Source organism: Bdellovibrio sp. HCB337, assembly GCF_047302465.1.
Taxonomy (GTDB): Bacteria; Bdellovibrionota; Bdellovibrionia; order Bdellovibrionales; family Bdellovibrionaceae; genus JACMRP01.
Window position 1 is genome coordinate 3201575 of sequence record NZ_CP178621.1, and the last position, 15900, is coordinate 3217474.

Below are 15900 nucleotides of genomic sequence, written 5' to 3' on the forward strand. Positions count from 1 at the left end.
GAGTTTCCATGCACGATCTTTTTGAGCTTGCCACAGAATCCATTGCACTAGGGCTTGAGGCTATCGCCGCAGTTCTTATTGCTGTGGGCGGCCTTGGAGCGATGTATCGCTTGATCCGCGGCAATTTCAAAGAAGCAAGATCGCTGGGTCCACTTCGCGAAGCCTGGCTTTATTTTGCAAGATGGATTTTATTGGGATTGGAATTCACTATGGGTGCTGACATCGTTCGCACCGCGATTGCTCCTACTTGGGATTCTATTGGTCAGCTTGCCAGCATTGCCTTGATTCGCACTTTTTTAAGTTATTTCTTAGAGCGAGATCTTGAGTTAGCTCACAAAACAGAAACCGGAGAAAAAACCCCATGAACCCAGAAGAAACATCCACGGAGCTCTCAAAAAAAAGAACCAAAATGTCAGAACATCGAACCGAGATGTCAGACGAAAGAACCGGATTCTCTGAACTTCGAACCGACCTTTCAGAGAAGCGAACAGAGATGTCGACTGAACGAACGGATCTTTCAGAACATCGTACCGTCCTATCCACAGCGCGCTCACATTTGGCGAATGAGAGAACTCACCTAGCTTATCTACGTACTGGCATTGCCTTGATCAGCTTTGGTGTAACGCTGAATCGTTTCAGTCTATTTCTGATTCAAAGTAATGAGATGTCGCGTTTTGGCGGCAGATCTCTGCTACATGATACAAAAAATGTAGGGATCGGGATGGTGATCTTAGGCTGTGTCATGCTGATTTGGTCCGTGGTTCGTTTTAATAGAACCGCCAGAGAAATAGATACTCTGACTTTTAAGCGCGCAAACCTCTCGGTCATTCTATTTACTGCAGCCATTATTACGGTCGGAGTCTTTAGCACAATCTGGATGATCACAGGATAACCTGAAGGAGTTCTCATATGGAACACACCTACATTGCTGACACCGTCCAAGTGTTTACACTGTTTTTTATTATGCTGGGTCCTTTAAGAATACTCGGCCCCTTTGCGAGAGCGACGAAATCTCTTCCGCAAAGAGAAGTTAATGCGCTTGCCTGGAAGTCGGCGCTAGTAGCACTGATTCTTCTGATCGTCTGTGGACTCATCGGCAAAGGCCTGCTTGAAAAGTGGCTGATACCCGTTCCAATCTTGGAACTTACCAGTGGGTTGATTTTTGCTTTTGTCGCTTTCAAAATGATTTTAGCGCCAAAAACGGAAGACCCTACAACTTCTCAGCCAACCCCTCCGCCAAGACCGGTTGGAGTTGCCACGAATATGCTAGTCTCCCCGTATGGCGCGGCGATTTTGATTGGCCTCTTAGCTCTAAGCCTGGACACAAATCGCACACTGAGCATTTTTATGATGCTGGCCTTAGTAATGTTCGTTGATATGTTGGCAATGATTTACATTCGAAAAATTATGACAGAAATCGGAGCTGTGATTCTGCAAATGCTTGGCGTGGTATTAGGAGTGCTGCAAGCAGCACTCGCCTTGAGTATCATTCATCAAAGTTTATTGCTATTGCGGGCGGCTAACTAATCGTTACTTGCAGACTTAGCAACCCACTCAAACATTTCTTTGCGGCCTTTATAAGAGCATTTTCCACTCGCGCAGTTGCGAGTCGCACACTTACCGCGAAGAACTTCTGGTGCTGCTGTATCACCCTTTTCAATACAAACCTTTTTAAAGCCCTCTTCGTATGCTTTCACACTTGCTGTTGCACGAGCTTTCTTCTTAGAAGCTTTAGCAGGTTTCAAAGTAATCGCCATTTGCGGAGGCTCTGCCGATTCAGCTTCTTTCGGAATTGCCTTTTTAATTGGAGTTGGTTCTGGAGCCGGCGTTGGCAAAGCTGCCAATTTCGCTGTAGGATCTGTGTCTACTTCGGTTGTTGCCGCTTCTGAAAGAGATTGCGATGCCGATGGTGTGGATGCCACTACCGCAGGAGTGGTCGCCTTAGCCATTTTTCCTTTTTTGCCTTTTTCTTTCATCGCCGTCATTTTTTTAGCAGGTGCTGGAGCTGCCGTCCCCCCGTCATCAGAACCAAATTGTCCAGATGTCATGAGATCTGCATACTGTTGTAAGACAGCGAATTCACCACGTGTGTGGCAATCGGTATTAGATCCTTCGCTACAAATCTTTTCGACGCACTTTCCACGTAAGTTTGGAGCCGCTTCGCGATTTTCTTTACCAATACAACGAGTAATGACAGTCTTACCCTCTTCATTGGTACGTTGAGCTTTACAATAAAGCTCTTGATTCTCACCATCGCTAAAACAGCTGGGAACGATTTCGGCGGCTCTTTTAACACTAGTTTGCGCGCAGCCAAACATCGTAAGGCTTAAAAGAATAAGAATTATGTTTTTCAAATGAAGTTGCTCCTGCCTGAGGTCTTCCACTATTGCACAAGAAAGTATTTATCTTGTAAAGACGGGTTTTTAGCGTGGTTTGAAATCGTACATACCAAAGTTGGGATCTCATTCTGAGATGGGATTTAGAAGGTGCATCGCCTTGAATCACTGTTCGATATTCGTCCCAAAATACTCAGATCACGCCTCTGAGTTTTGCTGTTTTACAATTTGAACTAACTACTAGAAGCCCCTAGAGTTTTCTAACATCAACGAAGAGGTCCGCATGAGCCTAAAAACTCCTGTTGTTGCGCAGATACTTTTGATTTTCCTGATTGGCTGCGCAGCCCTTCCCAAAGATGTTCAAAGACCACGCTCCGAAGCGCTACCTCCGGACCCACAAACACGACTGGGCAAAGGCATTGAACCCGCCCTTGCGTATAATCCAGGTCATTCGGCATTTTATCCTTTGGCTTCAGGCCAAGAAGCCTTGATCGCCAGAATTGCCAGCGCCGCCGTCGCAGACCATAGTTTGGATTTGCAATACTATATCTGGCATAACGACATGACTGGAAGAATCCTGATGCACAAAATGCTTCAGGCAGCCGACCGTGGTGTTCGCGTTCGAGCCCTTTTGGACGATCTGAATATTGGTCAGTACCAAAGAGGCTTACGCATTTTAGATTATCATCCCAACATCGAAATTCGCATGGCAAACCCATTTGCGAGCCGTCACTCAAAAATCTTCGATGCCATGAGATTTAAAACTCTGAATCGAAGGATGCACAACAAAGTTTTCATTGCAGACAATCAAACCGCGATCTTCGGCGGACGAAATATCGGCGACGAATATTTTTCTGCTAGCGGAGAAATGAACTTTGGCGATTTCGATCTTTGGGCAATTGGGCCTGTTGTAAAGGATCTTTCCAAAGAATTTGATTCTTACTGGAATAGCGATATCGCCTATCCTATTTCAAGTCTTGTGACAGATTTTAAACCGACACAAAAAGATTTGGATGACCTGCGAAACCAAGCAGAGGCGGCAATAAAAAGTGCAGAAACCAGCGAATATGCCGAAGCGCTGAAAGATACGGCACTAGCTCGGCAATTTACCAAACAACCCTTAAAGCTCTACTGGGGTGATGCTCAAGTGGTGATTGATCCGCCTGAGAAGTTCAAGCAAAAGGACAAAGAAGAAATTAAAAATCTCACTCATCAGCTGCGGCCTCTTATCCAAGAAACTCGCAAAGAAGTGATCCTGGTTTCCCCTTATTTCATTCCAGGTGAAAAGGGCGTCGAATTTTTCTCGGGGCTTGCTAAACGTGGAGTTAAATCCGTGGTTCTAACAAACTCACTCGCTTCGAGTGACGTTGCGACGGTTTTTTCCGGTTACAAGCCTTATCGCAAAGATTTACTTCAAGTCGGCGTCGGTCTCTATGAATTCAAACCGAACTTAGACAACTCAGAGCTGAAAAAGAAAGCAAAGCTGGGCTCGAGTTTTTCAAGTGCGGGCCTTCATGGAAAGATCTTTGTCTTTGATCGCAAGAAAGTCTATGTGGGATCGATGAACTTGGATCCACGTTCCTTTGATCTCAATAGCGAAATGGGCGTCGTTGTTACAAGCCCCGAGCTTGCCCAAGACATTGCGAATACCCTGCTTAAGAGCCTCTCTCAAAACAGCTATGAGGTTTCTTTGGATGAAAACAAAGATCTGCGTTGGAAAACCCTGAACTCGGGTCATGAAGTCATCTACAAAAAAGAACCCGAAACGAGTTGGTGGAAACGCTTTAAAGCAAATATGAGCGGATTTTTCGTACCAGAGTCTTGGCTTTAGTTGGTTTTCTCTTCGAGCTTACGCAGGAACTCTTGAACTTCAAAGATCATGTAGGTCTTTTTCACGCCGCTTGGATCCACCATTTCGACGATGTCTTTCATAGCCCCTTGCAGAGTCTTAACGGCGTCTGAACCTAGAAGACTTGGCATTGGCACCTTCTGAGATTCATCAACCGTGTTGATTGATTCCACATCATCCACCAACAGACCAAACTTGGCTTTTTGACCTTTCACGACTAAAATACGAGAACTCACTCCCTCAGGAGCAGGCTTCATCCCGTAATAAGTGCGCAGATCAACGATCGTAACGATCTCGCCCCGCATTTTCATCATACCCACGACATAGTCTGGATAGCCCGGAGGACGTACTAGCTCCTCGGTAATCTTTGCGATTTCATCGATGCTGCTCAGTCGTGTCGACAAGAGATAATCCAACTTAAAAGACAGATACGCTTTTCGCTCGCTGGCTTTTTTCTGGCTCTCTTTGGCTTGGTCATCTTTTTTACCGTACAAAGTAGAATGTCCATGAGTGATATCAATGACTTCTTTATGGGATAGAATATTAGATTCGTTGAGTAGAATGATGCTTTCCCCTTTTTGACTAGGTAAAAGACCACTCATCATTTCAATTTTTTCCTGCTGAAACATTGGGATTGCCAAGATGTCTTCCTCAAAGAAAGTCACGATGCTGTCCACGCTGTCAACCAAAAATCCAACTTGGATGTCTTGTAGTTTCAAGATCACGACGCGCATTTTGTCAGTTTCAGTTTCGCTATCTTGAATTTTTAAAAACTTCTTAAAGTCTAAAAGCGGAAACAAAGCTCCGCGCAAATTCACCATGCCGATACAATAGTCGACAGCCAAAACGCTCTTTTTGATTTCTGGCACCTTGATAATTTCAGTGATGGCAGAAATTCGCACTGCAAACTCCATATTGCCAGAGCGGAATGTAATGCACTGAGCACGCTTTGATTTCTTTTGTGAAATCTCAAAGAGGTTGTTTTTAGTTTGCGCCAAAATCTGCGGAATATTTTCAATCTTCAGCAAAAGCAAAGGATCGATCACTTCAACGATACGATCACCGTCATTGAGTTTAATAACTCCGCGGATCACCATCTTTTTGCCGCTTGGTGGAGTTTCAAACATTGAAATATCATCTGCGGATACATTGAGAATCTCGGATGTCATATCAAACAGCAAACCAATGCGCACATTCTCGACGCTAATGATGGCGACCTTCTTATTTGCGGGATCCGCTTTGCTTTCCATTCCTAAAAGGACTGCCATATCCACGATGGGAACAACTATTCCCCGCAGATTAAAGAGCCCCGTCAGATACTCGGGCGCCAAAGGAACTTTAGTGACCTTCTCTGGGAAGCTCACCACCTCTTGCAAAGAAGAAATGGAAAGGGCTAGCTCGGACTCTCCCATGCGGAAAGAGGCCAGCATTTGCATTCCAGAGCTTTTTAAGATCCTGCCGGTTGCGACAGCTTCCATTTTTATTCCCTTGCGCCAGTATTCAAGTTACTAAACTACGAACTTCGCCACAGTCTTATTAAGCTCTTCCGCTCCGCTCACCAAAGTGGTGGTAGAGTTTGCGATGCTCTCTGAAGACAGAGTCGATTTTTCGGACTCCATCGTGATGTGCTGAATGGCTGCACTTATACCTTTTGCAGCATGTGATTGCTCTTCAGCAGCGACCGTCACCTCAGAGATAGACTGAGTGGTCTTTTCAATACCGGCCACGATCTTGGCAAAAGCTTCTCCAGCTTTTTTCGAGACCTCGCTACCTTGTTCAACGCGTTTTACAGATTCATTAATAAGTTTCGAAATTTCTTTCGTTGCTTGCGAAGATCTTTCTGCAAGTTTACGAACTTCATCTGCAACTACTGAGAAGCCCAAACCATGCTCACCAGCACGTGCTGCTTCGATCGCCGCATTGAAGGCCAAAAGATTTGTTTGGCTTGCAATTTCGCTGATCACTTTGATGATCTCGCTGATATCTTCAGAAGACTTATTAATAAGTTCCATAGCCTCAGTCGATTTTGTAATCGCCTGACTTCCAAGCTCAGCTTCTTTTTGCGTGACCTTTGCAAGCTCATTCACTTGCATAGTATTTTCAGCAATTGAATTAATAGAAGCGGTGAACTCTTCGATAGAAGCGTTCATTTCCTCTACCGTTGCACCCAACTTCTGAGAACCCATTGCCACAACGTTAGATTGCTCTGAAATAGATTTCGAAGTGTCACCAAAGTTGTTCGCAGAAGTGACAACTTGAGAGATCACCCCGCGCAAATCCCCCATCATCTTTTTAATACCATCTGCCAACTGACCGATGGCATCGCTGCCGGAAACGGTGATTTGTGCTGTTAAGTCCCCTGCCGATGCTTTATTCACGACTTGCAGAAGCTCATCAACCTTTGCTTGATCTTCGACTGCTTTTCTTTTAACAGCCTGTTCAAGCTCTACCTGCTCTGTAATATCAATGGCGAACTTTACAACTTTGTATGGTTTGCCATTCATATCCATAATTGGATTATAAGTCGCTTGAATCCAAATGCGCTTTCCACCTGCACCCACACGCAAGTAGCGGCCGCCATCGAACTCTCCACGATTGAGTTTTTTCCAGAAGGCTTCATAATCACCACCACGAGCATAGTCAGGCTCACAGAACATACGGTGATGTTTGCCTTGAATTTCACTCATTCCGTATCCAACAGTTTTAGTGAAATTATCGTTCGCTGTAATGATCGTTCCATCCATGTTAAATTCAATCACGGCTTGTGCTTTGCCGATGGCGGAAACTTTTCCTTCGAACTCAGCATTTTTCATTTTGGCTGCTGTTACATCCGTTGCAAACTTTACTACTTTAAATGGTTTGCCATCAGCATTAAAGATTGGATTGTAAGAGGCATTGATCCAGATCTCCTTGCCACCTTTGCCAAAACGTTTGAACTCTCCAGCAACAAATTCGCCTTGTGCTAAGCTTTGCCAGAACTTTTTGTATTCAAAACTTTGTACATAGGCTGGATCGCAGAACATCGAGTGATGTTTAGTTGCGATTTCACTTAAGGAATATCCCACCGTGTTTGTGAAGTTTTCGTTGGCACTAATAATAGTGCCATCTAAGTTGAATTCGATCACCGCTTGAGCTCGGCTGATCGCATTGACTTTGCCTTCATACTCAGAGGTCTTTAGCTTTGTTTCTGTAATATCCGTCGCGAATTTGACAACCTTATAGGGCTTGCCTTCGGTATCAAAGATCGGATTGTAAGAGGCATTGATCCAGATCTCTTTGCCCCCTTTACCCAGACGCTTGAATTCGCCCGCTACGAATTCGCCTTTTGCAAGCTTTTGCCAGAACTGTTTATATTCTGCACTCTGAGCGTAGACTGGATCACAAAACATCGAGTGATGATTGTTAACGATTTCGCCCAGTGAGTAGCCTAAGCCTTTTAAAAAGTTTTCGTTCGCATGTAAAATGCTGCCGTCGAGATTGAACTCAATGACTGCTTGAACGCGGTTCAAGGCTTTAATTTCTTCTTTAAGTGATTGAATGTCATCAGATTGAGGTCCCATTGCAGGATCCATTTTGTGCGCAACGCTCATTGTTTAGTTCTCCCTCGCATTAAATATAGCAATCCCTCTTTCTTTCGGAGAAAACCTCGTGTTTGAATAGTGCTTGAGTAAACTTTTTTTAATACTTTTTCAAAAAACGCTCGTATCGAACACTCTTATAAACTTCTGTTTATGTCCTCAGAGACGCACGGATATTGATGTTACGATTTCTTTACGGGTTCTTAACAGAACTGTTCCGAACATTAACTAAACAACTATCATTTAGGTCCACGAATGTACACGATCCCACCAAATTCTCTGTTCCCTCTGCTGTGTCATGGTTTCGGAGCCACACTTGTATTTCCCGACGTCACCAGCGTCCAAAACTCTAAGATGCTCTAACAAGAGACTGCGGTCCCATGCTTTGGCGTCCTATAATGACAGTTTCGTCTCTGCCTGGAGCAAGAAGACAGTCAGGATGAGCCATAGACTGGGAATTGTTTAAAATAGGACTATAATACTAGCCATGGGACGTTCAGCGCTTATCCTTCATTCCTTGGCCTTTATGGCTGTAGTTGCATGTACGGGAAAAGCTCGAGAGATTACTAAAGGAAGTTCTCTCGGTCCTCCTGTTATCGGCGACGATGGCACTCGTAGCGACGGCACGGATTTCGGCCAGATCTACACGGTCACTACTGTGGTGGAAGCCACAGACGACATCCCGGAGTGGACGGATGCAGACCTCCCTTTCACATCAGGGCGCAACGCTTGGAATATCGAAACACAAAACAAGCAGTGGCCTTTTAAGTTCACATATACTTATCCGCCGAATAACTACAAGCTGAACCAAGCTCACGTCGTGATCGTTACTCAACGGGACAACTCCGATACAGAAGCAATCTTCGTGGATGGTGTTATGACTGGACGTCCTCCAGGAGGAAACGTCTCTGCCACAAGCCCCCATGTTACGAACAGACACTATCTTTGTGTGGGCGCCTGTAGTGGTCCGGCTCCAACAACTCCGTCGAACACCTACTTTATGGACTGGGCTTTGACCCACTATAAAGTAGCAACAAAAAACTCGTTTGATTTGAATATCGCCGATCTGCTAACACCGACTACGGTGAAGGTCACCGACGTTGTTAGCGATGGTGTTGTTCGCGTTGTGACTGGTGACGACTCGGCCATTTTTGATAACTACAACTCTTATTGGAATAAGCCTATTCTGATGATGGAAGGCTTTACGATTTCTAAAACCGCACTGACTTGTTCTAATAGTTCTAACTATCGCTTCTTAAATACCTACATACATAATGACGGAAACTCGATTGGCCAAGCCACTTTTTCTGGTGATGTCGTTTCGCCGGTGACTTCGTGGACGAATGCCATGAGTGGGTTTCGCACTGTGGAATTTTATTATGATCCACGCTTGCCACGTGTTCCAGTGGCGAACCTGACTTTATCTAAGGCCGAACTTGCAGTCCAAGTTAAACGAGCAGCTACAGGCTCGTCGGCAATTATCATTAATGGTATTGGTGTTGCCGAAGCAGGCTTCGATGATTCTACCGCCACCAGCGCCGTTGAAAGCTGGGAGCTTAGTTCTACCGCTGTCAGCTATTGGACTTCTTTTGTTACCGGCATTCCTAACAATAATACGTCACAGACACGTACTTTAAATCTAGTTTCACTTTTGGGTGAAGCGAAAGTAAAAGAGCTTCTTGCACAAGGGAAATTAAACGTTGCGATTTCAGGTGGGCTTGCCACAGTCTCTGGAGCTGCTGCCAGTTCAACACGTACTTATGGAGTACAAGTTGCAGGACCAGAACTAGTTCTCGAGGGAGAATACTACACGCAACTCTGTTCTGTTCCGAATGATCCAACGTCCCCACTCAGCGATAGTAGTGGCACTCCTGGATCTTGTGACTTGGATGAGACTTCACCAGTCGCTTCTTCTGTCCAGGTCGTGAATATCACCAACAACTCGGCCACCGTGCAATGGCTAACCAATGAAGGCGCTGACAGTCAAATCGGCTATGGCATTTCAGGGACTGGCACGAACACGACCTTAGATGCAACACTTAGCAATTTCCATAGTGTTACGATCACGGGTCTACAGCCTTACAAATATTATCAGTACGTTGTTAAAACTAAGGACGGTTGTGGTAATCAGACAATCTCATCCACAAGAACCTTCCGCACCTTGAGGTAAGAAAGATGGTACTTTTTAGGATTCTCCTCACAGTCAGCATCTTTGTCGTCAGCAGCACTGTCTTTGCAGCCGGTGCCGCGAAGGCTACAGGGTCTAAGCAATTGCTTTCGGCTTCGGTCATGGCGTTGTCCAGCTCCACCAAGCAAGGTGGTGAAGGCCCTTCTGGCAGCACGGTTCTATCACACTCTGAATATGTCTATGCATGGCCAAATTTTGGTGTCGGAATGTTTTTCCAATACGACATGCAAGGCACCACCGAGAAAGACTCTACTTATGGTCCTAAGGTGGAAACCTATTTGGATCCTTTCTATCTAGAACTAGGTTATGCCATCTCGGCAAAAAGAGCTTATACCGATCGCACCATCGCGGATCAAACCGGCGATGGAATTTACTATGGCTTAGGTGCACGCTTTAGTCTTGGCGCCGGGAAAGGCCCTTCTGGCGGATGGTTCTTCCAGGCTTCCTATAAGTTCAGAACTCTGACGATTAAGAAACAAGACAATATCGCTATCGATGAACCCATTCAGCAAACCGATGGTTATCCTCTCATCGGTCTTGGGCTGCAATTCTAGAGAGGATGCCAGCGATGAAACTGTTTCGGTATTTTATAGCATTGATGACGGTACTAGGATGTGGGCGCGGCCCCTCACCGCTTTTGCGTGTGGGACAAGCACCGATCCTGGATTTTCCGTTGTACGTAAGCTCTGGCGATGGCTCGGGAACGATTTGGTCTTTTGATCAAAATGGCAACAAAACTGTTTTTGTAACGGGCCTGAATGACCCGAAGGGTGTTGCGACAGATAAGTTCAACAACCTCTGGGTGGTTGAAGCCGGAGCTTCCCAACTTATAAAAATTAATCTCACCACGAAAGCATCCCAAGTCGTGCGCACGGGGCTTAGCACTCCTACGGTGGTGGCAGTAGATTCTTTTGGCGAAGCCTATGTCACACAAGAAGGCCTTAATAATATTATTCGTGCCGGTGACGGGAAAGTGATGTCCTCTTACTCTTCACGAGCAACAGCGGTTGCCTTTGGTGTCAATGATTTGATGTTAGTGGGACTCTTTGACGACAGTAAAGTTTATTGGGGTCCTAGCACATCGGCTCCGAATACTACGGTGTCCGAGCCCGTGATGATCGCCACCGATGGAACAGGACGCGTATATGTGGCAGAAGGTGCTGCTTCGAATGCCAAAGTCTATCGCTTTCACCAAAAAAGCCCCGAGGGTCGCAAAACCGTGGCTGATGGCTTGAACGGAGCAACGGGCATTGCGGTGGATGCCGTTGGCAATATCTACATTGCAGAACCCGGTGCTTCTCGTATCGTGCTTGCGACTTATGATCAGCAGCTTTATAGCTGGGGTAATATCACAGCACCTCAGTACATGGCCTTTACTCAATACTAAAGCTCTCGCAAAACATTTTGAGCGGCGTTGAATCCACACATCCCGTGCACGCCAGGTCCCGGCGGCGTCGACGATGAACAAATAAAAAAACCCGGAATAGAAAGATGATATGGATTCATGCTGCGTGACGGGCCAAAAAGCAGTTGCTTAAGGCTAAAAGCTCCGCCCATGATATCCCCGCCTACTAGATTCGGGTTTCTTTTTTGTAGATCTTGTGGCCCCAGAATGTGCCTTGCTAGAATATTTTTTTTAAACCCCGGCGCAAACCTTTCGATTTGTGCTTCGATGATCTCTGTACAATTCACCGTTGTGTCGTGCGGGACATGACAATAGGCCCAAGCCGTATGCTGTCCTTGCGGCGCGCGTGTTAGATCAAAAAGACTTGGTTGAGTTAAAAGCACAAAAGGTCTTTGTGATAACTTTCCTTTTATGGGTGCACTTTCTGAAAGAAGGATTTCGTCAAAGTCACCGCAAACGTGAACCGTCGCTGCCTTCAGACACTCTTTGGCACTCCAAGGGATCGGTGCAGACAATGCCCAGTCGATTTTAAACACTGCAGGCCCATAACTAAAACTGTTCCAGCGATAGCTTTCGACGTGCGATACCGAGTCCGCAAAAATTGAAAGAATCTGACGTGGAGTTAGATCCAAAAATACCCAGTGGCTTGAGGGTAGATCTCTCATAGAGCGAATCTCTCGGTGTGTTTGCAGATCTCCGCCCAAGGAACGAAAATAGGCAAGAAGAGCATCCGTCAATTTTTGCGCGCCCCCTCTTGGAAAAGGCCACCCTTTTGCGTGAGCTGCCAGATTCAACATCAGCCCTATCGCGGCAGTCCCCGTTTTGTCTAAAGGTGTATTGACGTGAGCTGCCATTCCGGCAAACAACGCCCGAGCCCGTGGTCCATGATAGTGCATTCTTGCAAAAATCTCGGCAGACCGGATAGCTTTTAAGCCAAAGCTTGCAAGTGTCATGGGATGTTTGGGCCAATGAAATAAGGGACCCATGGTCTCGGAAAAAATCTCTTCCCAGTGTTGGGACATAGGCTGCATGAGGTCGTAATAGGCCTCGCCATCAATATCTAGATTTTTTGCCGTGGCTTCCACAGACGTATGTAAAAGGATGGCTTCGTTGTTTTCCAGAGGGTGAGCTAAGACGGCCTGAGAATGCACCCACTCTAATCCGAACTGTTCAAGTGGCAATGATTTGAAAAAGGGCGATGCCACAGCCATCGGATGAACTGCGGAACATACGTCATGTATAAAGCCAGGTATTGTTAGTGGTTCGCTGCGAGCGCCTCCACCAGGAGTCCTCGCAGCTTCCAAAACTAAAACAGAGACTCCGGCTTTCGCCAGAGTGATCGCCGCCGCAAGACCATTTGGTCCCGAGCCTACTACAATAGCTTCATATTTTTTCATGTGATGATCCTGCAAATAAGCTAACAAGTCTCTTTGCAGGTCAGAAGATGTTTTTCGTCACTCTTTATGGCTGAAGACGCTGAAAGGATTCAGCACCTGTGGACTGAGTCATGATCGTCGGCTTGATCAAACGTGATTGATAGATCTTGTAATTACGATTGACCAAACGAACATATTCACGAGTCTCGCTGTATGGAATCATCTCGACAAAAAGATTGATATTTTCAGTGGGATAACGTTTTTGCCACTGGCGAACATTTTCAGGTCCTGCGTTGTATGCAGCAAGTGCCAGCTCTACAGATCCGAACTGTTCAATCAAGCGTCCCAGGAACTGAGATCCCGCGCGGATATTGTCTTCTGGAGTAAAAAGCTGTGTACGTTGTCTCATACCGAAAATACGTGCGGTTGGATAAATCAATTGCATCAAACCACCCGCTTTAGCACGACTACGAGCCGAAGGATTAAAAGCGCTTTCTTGACGGATCAAAGCTTTGACCAAAACGGGGTCGGCGCTCTTCGTATTGCCAACGATTTCATCCCAATAACGTGTCGGGAACAAAAGTTCTGTCACAGACGGTGAAACCATATCTGGATGATCGGCAATATAACGATGAAGTATTTGGAAGACCGGCAAATCGGCACCCGCATTACTCATCAAAACCAACATGGATGTTTGGAAGGCTACCGGCAATGCACGGAATTTTTCATAATCCAAACGACCCGCGATATATTGAATTGTATTTGAAAGGCCTTGTTCTGTGAGCTCGATAAAAGAAACTAACAGACGATCCCATTCTTCTTGGCCGCTGGTCGCTGACAAAAACCATCCAGTTTGTTCTTTGGATTTATTTTTGTCTTCCAAAAGAATGCCATATCCACTCCAAGGATTGCGAGTGACCACGTCTTTGTTTTCAGAACAAAGACTGCGGATATATGCCAAGCGATCGCTTACGCCTTTTTCTAGGCTTGCGGGAAACTTATTGAGGTACTCCATCGCTTTCGGACATTCATTTTTTTGAATCGAGAAGATCGCTAAACGGAAGAAACTCTCTTGGCGTGGGAAAGCTTCGCAGGTCAGAACTTTTTCATGCAAAGATTGTGAAGCGGCTCGTGCATCTTCCGCAGGAAAATCAATTTCCAATGAAAAACCCAAAGTTTGAGTTTCAATTACTTTCTCACAAGTAAAATCAGCAACCAACTCCTGAGCGCGGTGGACTTTTTTGCCCGTATTCCACGCGCGATACTGACGCAAGTAACGCTGCTGAGTTTTTTTGTCCTCAGACAATGGCGCAGGCCTGCTGGCTCTGAGACTTTGTGGGATTTGTGCAAAAGGCTCAGCTGAGTTTAACTCTGGATAAGCTTGCGCCGTTGTTTTTGCTTTTAGGTACGCCACAGTTGGGCTTGTACCCTGCTGTAAAGCGTGTTCAAGAGTCCACGCGTCTGAAGGCACCGAAGCAGGACGGCGCGGAGCTGAAGAGCAGGCAGCAACAAATAGAAATGAAATAGTCAAAAAGTAGCGCATAAAACCTTATCGGAATTTTTAAAAAAAATTCGGACCAGTTTGCTCAATTTTTTTGTTCACTTCGTGCTCCAAAATTGGATCAGAGGCTTTAGACCAGGTGAATTCCTAGACTCCCGATCCCTAACGAGATACCATTGATTTATATTCTATATAAAGCTGAAGGAGCTTCTCATGACGAGATCATTTCGTTTTCAACCTGAGCCACTAGACCATGCATTGGTAGACTTCAACTTTGGGGAAAAAGAGTTCCAGCCCAGCGCCGTGGCTTTAATAATGAACGAATCTTATACGGGCTGCTCTTTAGTTATTAAAACAACGATCCCTTTAAAAGTGGGATCTCAAATCAAAACAGAAGTCGGTCGCCTCGGGGTGCTACCTGCCAAAATCGTTTGGGCCAAAGAACTTGCGCCCTCAGTGGTGCAAGTTGGGATTCAGTTCCTGGACTAAGTCTGGCTTTTCTCCTTCGAAAAACGCCAGCACCTGATCTTTTTTAGAAAGTGTGTCCTCGTAACCGAGCTCCAACAGCGAGCGGATGTATTTTGGTTCAAAAGACAAATAAGTTAGCAAATCAGCGCCACGATTTTTCTTTAGACCAATACCTTTTAGTAGAAAACGCAATGTCGCTGGCAATCGTGAAAGTTCACATGCAGGGAATTCATTCACTTCTTGAGTAGGTTTTAGAGTCAGAAGCGGAATATGTCGCAGGCGTTCTTGGCCCTGTCGCTGCAACTCTGCTTCACTCATCAATGCCAATGTGCGATTCACTCTTTCCATACGCGCGATATCTGCATCCAAAGAGTCAAAAAAGAGGCCGTTCAGAATAGTTCCGGCAATTTCACCCACCGTAATGGTTTCATTGTTTTTGGTGTTTCCATGCGAAACAGAGCTTGGGCCACGAATGCCAATGACCATCATTCTTTCAGCTCCTAACCGAACAGCTGCACTTAAAGGCGCATTTAGTCGGATCATTCCATCGCCATAATATGAATCCCCTAGTTGGATCGGTTGAAAGAACATCGGAATCGCCGCCGATGCCATTACGTGCTCGGCGGTCAGTGGTGTACGGACACTGATTCGGTTTAGCTTCTCCCAGCCGATGATTGATTCATGCCCTGAGAAAAAGGTCGTCGAATGCCCAGTGGTGTAATTTGCGGCTGTGATGGAAACCGCATGTAAGTCGCCACTTCGTAGATGCGCATTCAAGGTGTTAAAATCAATGCGACTTTGAATAAAGTCGTTTAACGGTGTTGTATCCAACAAATAAGTAATTTGGCGATTGTTGTTCATACCACCTTTGACTCGATCCCAAAGCCATTTCGCGGCGATAGTAACAACACTAGGAACGTCTGTGCTGAAAACCCGGTCCATGGTTATACCGGACCACTCTTGCCACATCTCTTGAGTGACTTTGTCGAAGTTGGTGCTGCGACTTGCAAGCCACGTCCCATTGATGGCGCCGGCGGAATAACCTGAAACAATATGAAAGGGATTTTTCTCGTATTTGGTAATTGTCGAAATCGCACGCAAAACGCCGACTTGATAGGCCGCGCGCGCTCCCCCACCAGTTAGAACTAAAGCATTTCGTTGTGATCTAGGTGATGCCATGATTCTAAAATACAGGACAA

14 protein-coding genes are annotated in these 15900 nt (G+C 45.8%); 8 read left to right on the plus strand and 6 right to left on the minus strand.

What is annotated here, in order from left to right; all coding sequences use genetic code 11:
- The first annotated feature begins 8 nt into the window (after window positions 1–8).
- The 3 genes from ACLWBB_RS15420 to ACLWBB_RS15430 are packed head-to-tail and all read left to right on the plus strand — an operon-like array spanning window position 9 to window position 1527.
- Window positions 9–365, plus strand: coding sequence for a DUF1622 domain-containing protein (locus tag ACLWBB_RS15420; RefSeq protein WP_413288439.1), 357 nt, complete (start codon window positions 9–11; stop codon window positions 363–365).
- Window positions 366–409: 44 nt separating this feature from the next.
- A complete protein-coding gene (locus ACLWBB_RS15425) occupies window positions 410–892 on the plus strand; it encodes a YidH family protein (protein WP_413288441.1) in 483 nt (160 codons plus the stop codon).
- 17 nt (window positions 893–909) lie between these two features.
- Window positions 910–1527 carry a MarC family protein gene (locus tag ACLWBB_RS15430; RefSeq protein ID WP_413288443.1) on the plus strand — a complete coding sequence of 206 codons (618 nt, stop codon included), beginning with the start codon at window positions 910–912 and terminating at the stop codon, window positions 1525–1527.
- Here the strand turns inward: ACLWBB_RS15430 and ACLWBB_RS15435 are convergent.
- A complete protein-coding gene (locus tag ACLWBB_RS15435) occupies window positions 1524–2354 on the minus strand; it encodes a hypothetical protein (RefSeq protein WP_413288445.1) in 831 nt (276 codons plus the stop codon). The genes ACLWBB_RS15430 and ACLWBB_RS15435 overlap by 4 nt on opposite strands.
- Window positions 2355–2619: 265 nt before the next feature.
- Between ACLWBB_RS15435 and ACLWBB_RS15440 the strand changes: the two genes are divergently transcribed.
- Entirely contained in the window at window positions 2620–4167 is a 1548-nt protein-coding gene (locus tag ACLWBB_RS15440; RefSeq protein WP_413288447.1) for a phospholipase D family protein, read from the plus strand.
- On the opposite strand, the gene ACLWBB_RS15445 is transcribed toward ACLWBB_RS15440, so the two are convergent.
- Both ACLWBB_RS15445 and ACLWBB_RS15450 read right to left on the minus strand, forming a co-directional pair.
- Window positions 4164–5663 carry a chemotaxis protein CheW gene (locus tag ACLWBB_RS15445; RefSeq protein WP_413288449.1) on the minus strand — a complete coding sequence of 500 codons (1500 nt, stop codon included), beginning with the start codon at window positions 5661–5663 and terminating at the stop codon, window positions 4164–4166. The two genes, ACLWBB_RS15440 and ACLWBB_RS15445, sit on opposite strands and share 4 nt — an antisense overlap.
- Window positions 5664–5693: 30 nt before the next feature.
- Entirely contained in the window at window positions 5694–7775 is a 2082-nt protein-coding gene (locus ACLWBB_RS15450) for a methyl-accepting chemotaxis protein (RefSeq protein ID WP_413288451.1), read from the minus strand.
- Between the two features lie 475 nt (window positions 7776–8250).
- Between ACLWBB_RS15450 and ACLWBB_RS15455 the strand changes: the two genes are divergently transcribed.
- From ACLWBB_RS15455 to ACLWBB_RS15465, 3 genes are read left to right on the plus strand one after another with little or no spacing between them, the layout of a single operon-like run.
- Window positions 8251–9933 carry a fibronectin type III domain-containing protein gene (locus tag ACLWBB_RS15455; RefSeq protein WP_413288453.1) on the plus strand — a complete coding sequence of 561 codons (1683 nt, stop codon included), beginning with the start codon at window positions 8251–8253 and terminating at the stop codon, window positions 9931–9933.
- A 5-nt stretch (window positions 9934–9938) separates the two neighbouring features.
- On the plus strand, window positions 9939–10505 hold the full coding sequence (locus tag ACLWBB_RS15460) for a hypothetical protein (protein ID WP_413288455.1): 567 nt from the start codon (window positions 9939–9941) through the stop codon (window positions 10503–10505).
- A 14-nt stretch (window positions 10506–10519) separates the two neighbouring features.
- Window positions 10520–11338 carry a hypothetical protein gene (locus tag ACLWBB_RS15465; protein ID WP_413288456.1) on the plus strand — a complete coding sequence of 273 codons (819 nt, stop codon included), beginning with the start codon at window positions 10520–10522 and terminating at the stop codon, window positions 11336–11338.
- Here the strand turns inward: ACLWBB_RS15465 and ACLWBB_RS15470 are convergent.
- Both ACLWBB_RS15470 and ACLWBB_RS15475 read right to left on the minus strand, forming a co-directional pair.
- On the minus strand, window positions 11335–12753 hold the full coding sequence (locus tag ACLWBB_RS15470; protein WP_413288457.1) for a phytoene desaturase family protein: 1419 nt from the start codon (window positions 12751–12753) through the stop codon (window positions 11335–11337). The genes ACLWBB_RS15465 and ACLWBB_RS15470 overlap by 4 nt on opposite strands.
- Before the next feature lie 64 nt (window positions 12754–12817).
- Entirely contained in the window at window positions 12818–14275 is a 1458-nt protein-coding gene (locus ACLWBB_RS15475; protein WP_413288458.1) for a lytic transglycosylase domain-containing protein, read from the minus strand.
- Between the two features lie 171 nt (window positions 14276–14446).
- On the opposite strand from ACLWBB_RS15475, the gene ACLWBB_RS15480 reads away from it, so the two are divergent.
- Window positions 14447–14722 (plus strand): hypothetical protein, encoded by a 276-nt coding sequence (locus ACLWBB_RS15480; RefSeq protein WP_413288459.1) that lies wholly within the window; start codon window positions 14447–14449, stop codon window positions 14720–14722.
- On the opposite strand, the gene ACLWBB_RS15485 is transcribed toward ACLWBB_RS15480, so the two are convergent.
- Entirely contained in the window at window positions 14687–15880 is a 1194-nt protein-coding gene (locus ACLWBB_RS15485; RefSeq protein WP_413288460.1) for a patatin-like phospholipase family protein, read from the minus strand. The two genes, ACLWBB_RS15480 and ACLWBB_RS15485, sit on opposite strands and share 36 nt — an antisense overlap.
- Between the last annotated feature and the right edge of the window lie 20 nt (window positions 15881–15900).

Excerpts from the sequence above, each read along its gene's own strand:
- ACLWBB_RS15480 (WP_413288459.1), top strand. The coding sequence starts at position 14,447 with ATGACGAGATCATTTCGTTTTCAACCTGAGCCACTAGACCATGCATTG.
- ACLWBB_RS15425 (WP_413288441.1), top strand. The coding sequence starts at position 410 with ATGTCAGAACATCGAACCGAGATGTCAGACGAAAGAACCGGATTCTCT.
- ACLWBB_RS15485 (WP_413288460.1), bottom strand. The coding sequence starts at position 15,880 with ATGGCATCACCTAGATCACAACGAAATGCTTTAGTTCTAACTGGTGGG.
- ACLWBB_RS15420 (WP_413288439.1), top strand. The coding sequence starts at position 9 with ATGCACGATCTTTTTGAGCTTGCCACAGAATCCATTGCACTAGGGCTT.
- ACLWBB_RS15455 (WP_413288453.1), top strand. The coding sequence starts at position 8,251 with ATGGGACGTTCAGCGCTTATCCTTCATTCCTTGGCCTTTATGGCTGTA.
- ACLWBB_RS15475 (WP_413288458.1), bottom strand. The coding sequence starts at position 14,275 with ATGCGCTACTTTTTGACTATTTCATTTCTATTTGTTGCTGCCTGCTCT.
- ACLWBB_RS15465 (WP_413288456.1), top strand. The coding sequence starts at position 10,520 with ATGAAACTGTTTCGGTATTTTATAGCATTGATGACGGTACTAGGATGT.
- ACLWBB_RS15450 (WP_413288451.1), bottom strand. The coding sequence starts at position 7,775 with ATGAGCGTTGCGCACAAAATGGATCCTGCAATGGGACCTCAATCTGAT.
- ACLWBB_RS15460 (WP_413288455.1), top strand. The coding sequence starts at position 9,939 with ATGGTACTTTTTAGGATTCTCCTCACAGTCAGCATCTTTGTCGTCAGC.
- ACLWBB_RS15440 (WP_413288447.1), top strand. The coding sequence starts at position 2,620 with ATGAGCCTAAAAACTCCTGTTGTTGCGCAGATACTTTTGATTTTCCTG.
- ACLWBB_RS15445 (WP_413288449.1), bottom strand. The coding sequence starts at position 5,663 with ATGGAAGCTGTCGCAACCGGCAGGATCTTAAAAAGCTCTGGAATGCAA.
- ACLWBB_RS15470 (WP_413288457.1), bottom strand. The coding sequence starts at position 12,753 with ATGAAAAAATATGAAGCTATTGTAGTAGGCTCGGGACCAAATGGTCTT.
- ACLWBB_RS15430 (WP_413288443.1), top strand. The coding sequence starts at position 910 with ATGGAACACACCTACATTGCTGACACCGTCCAAGTGTTTACACTGTTT.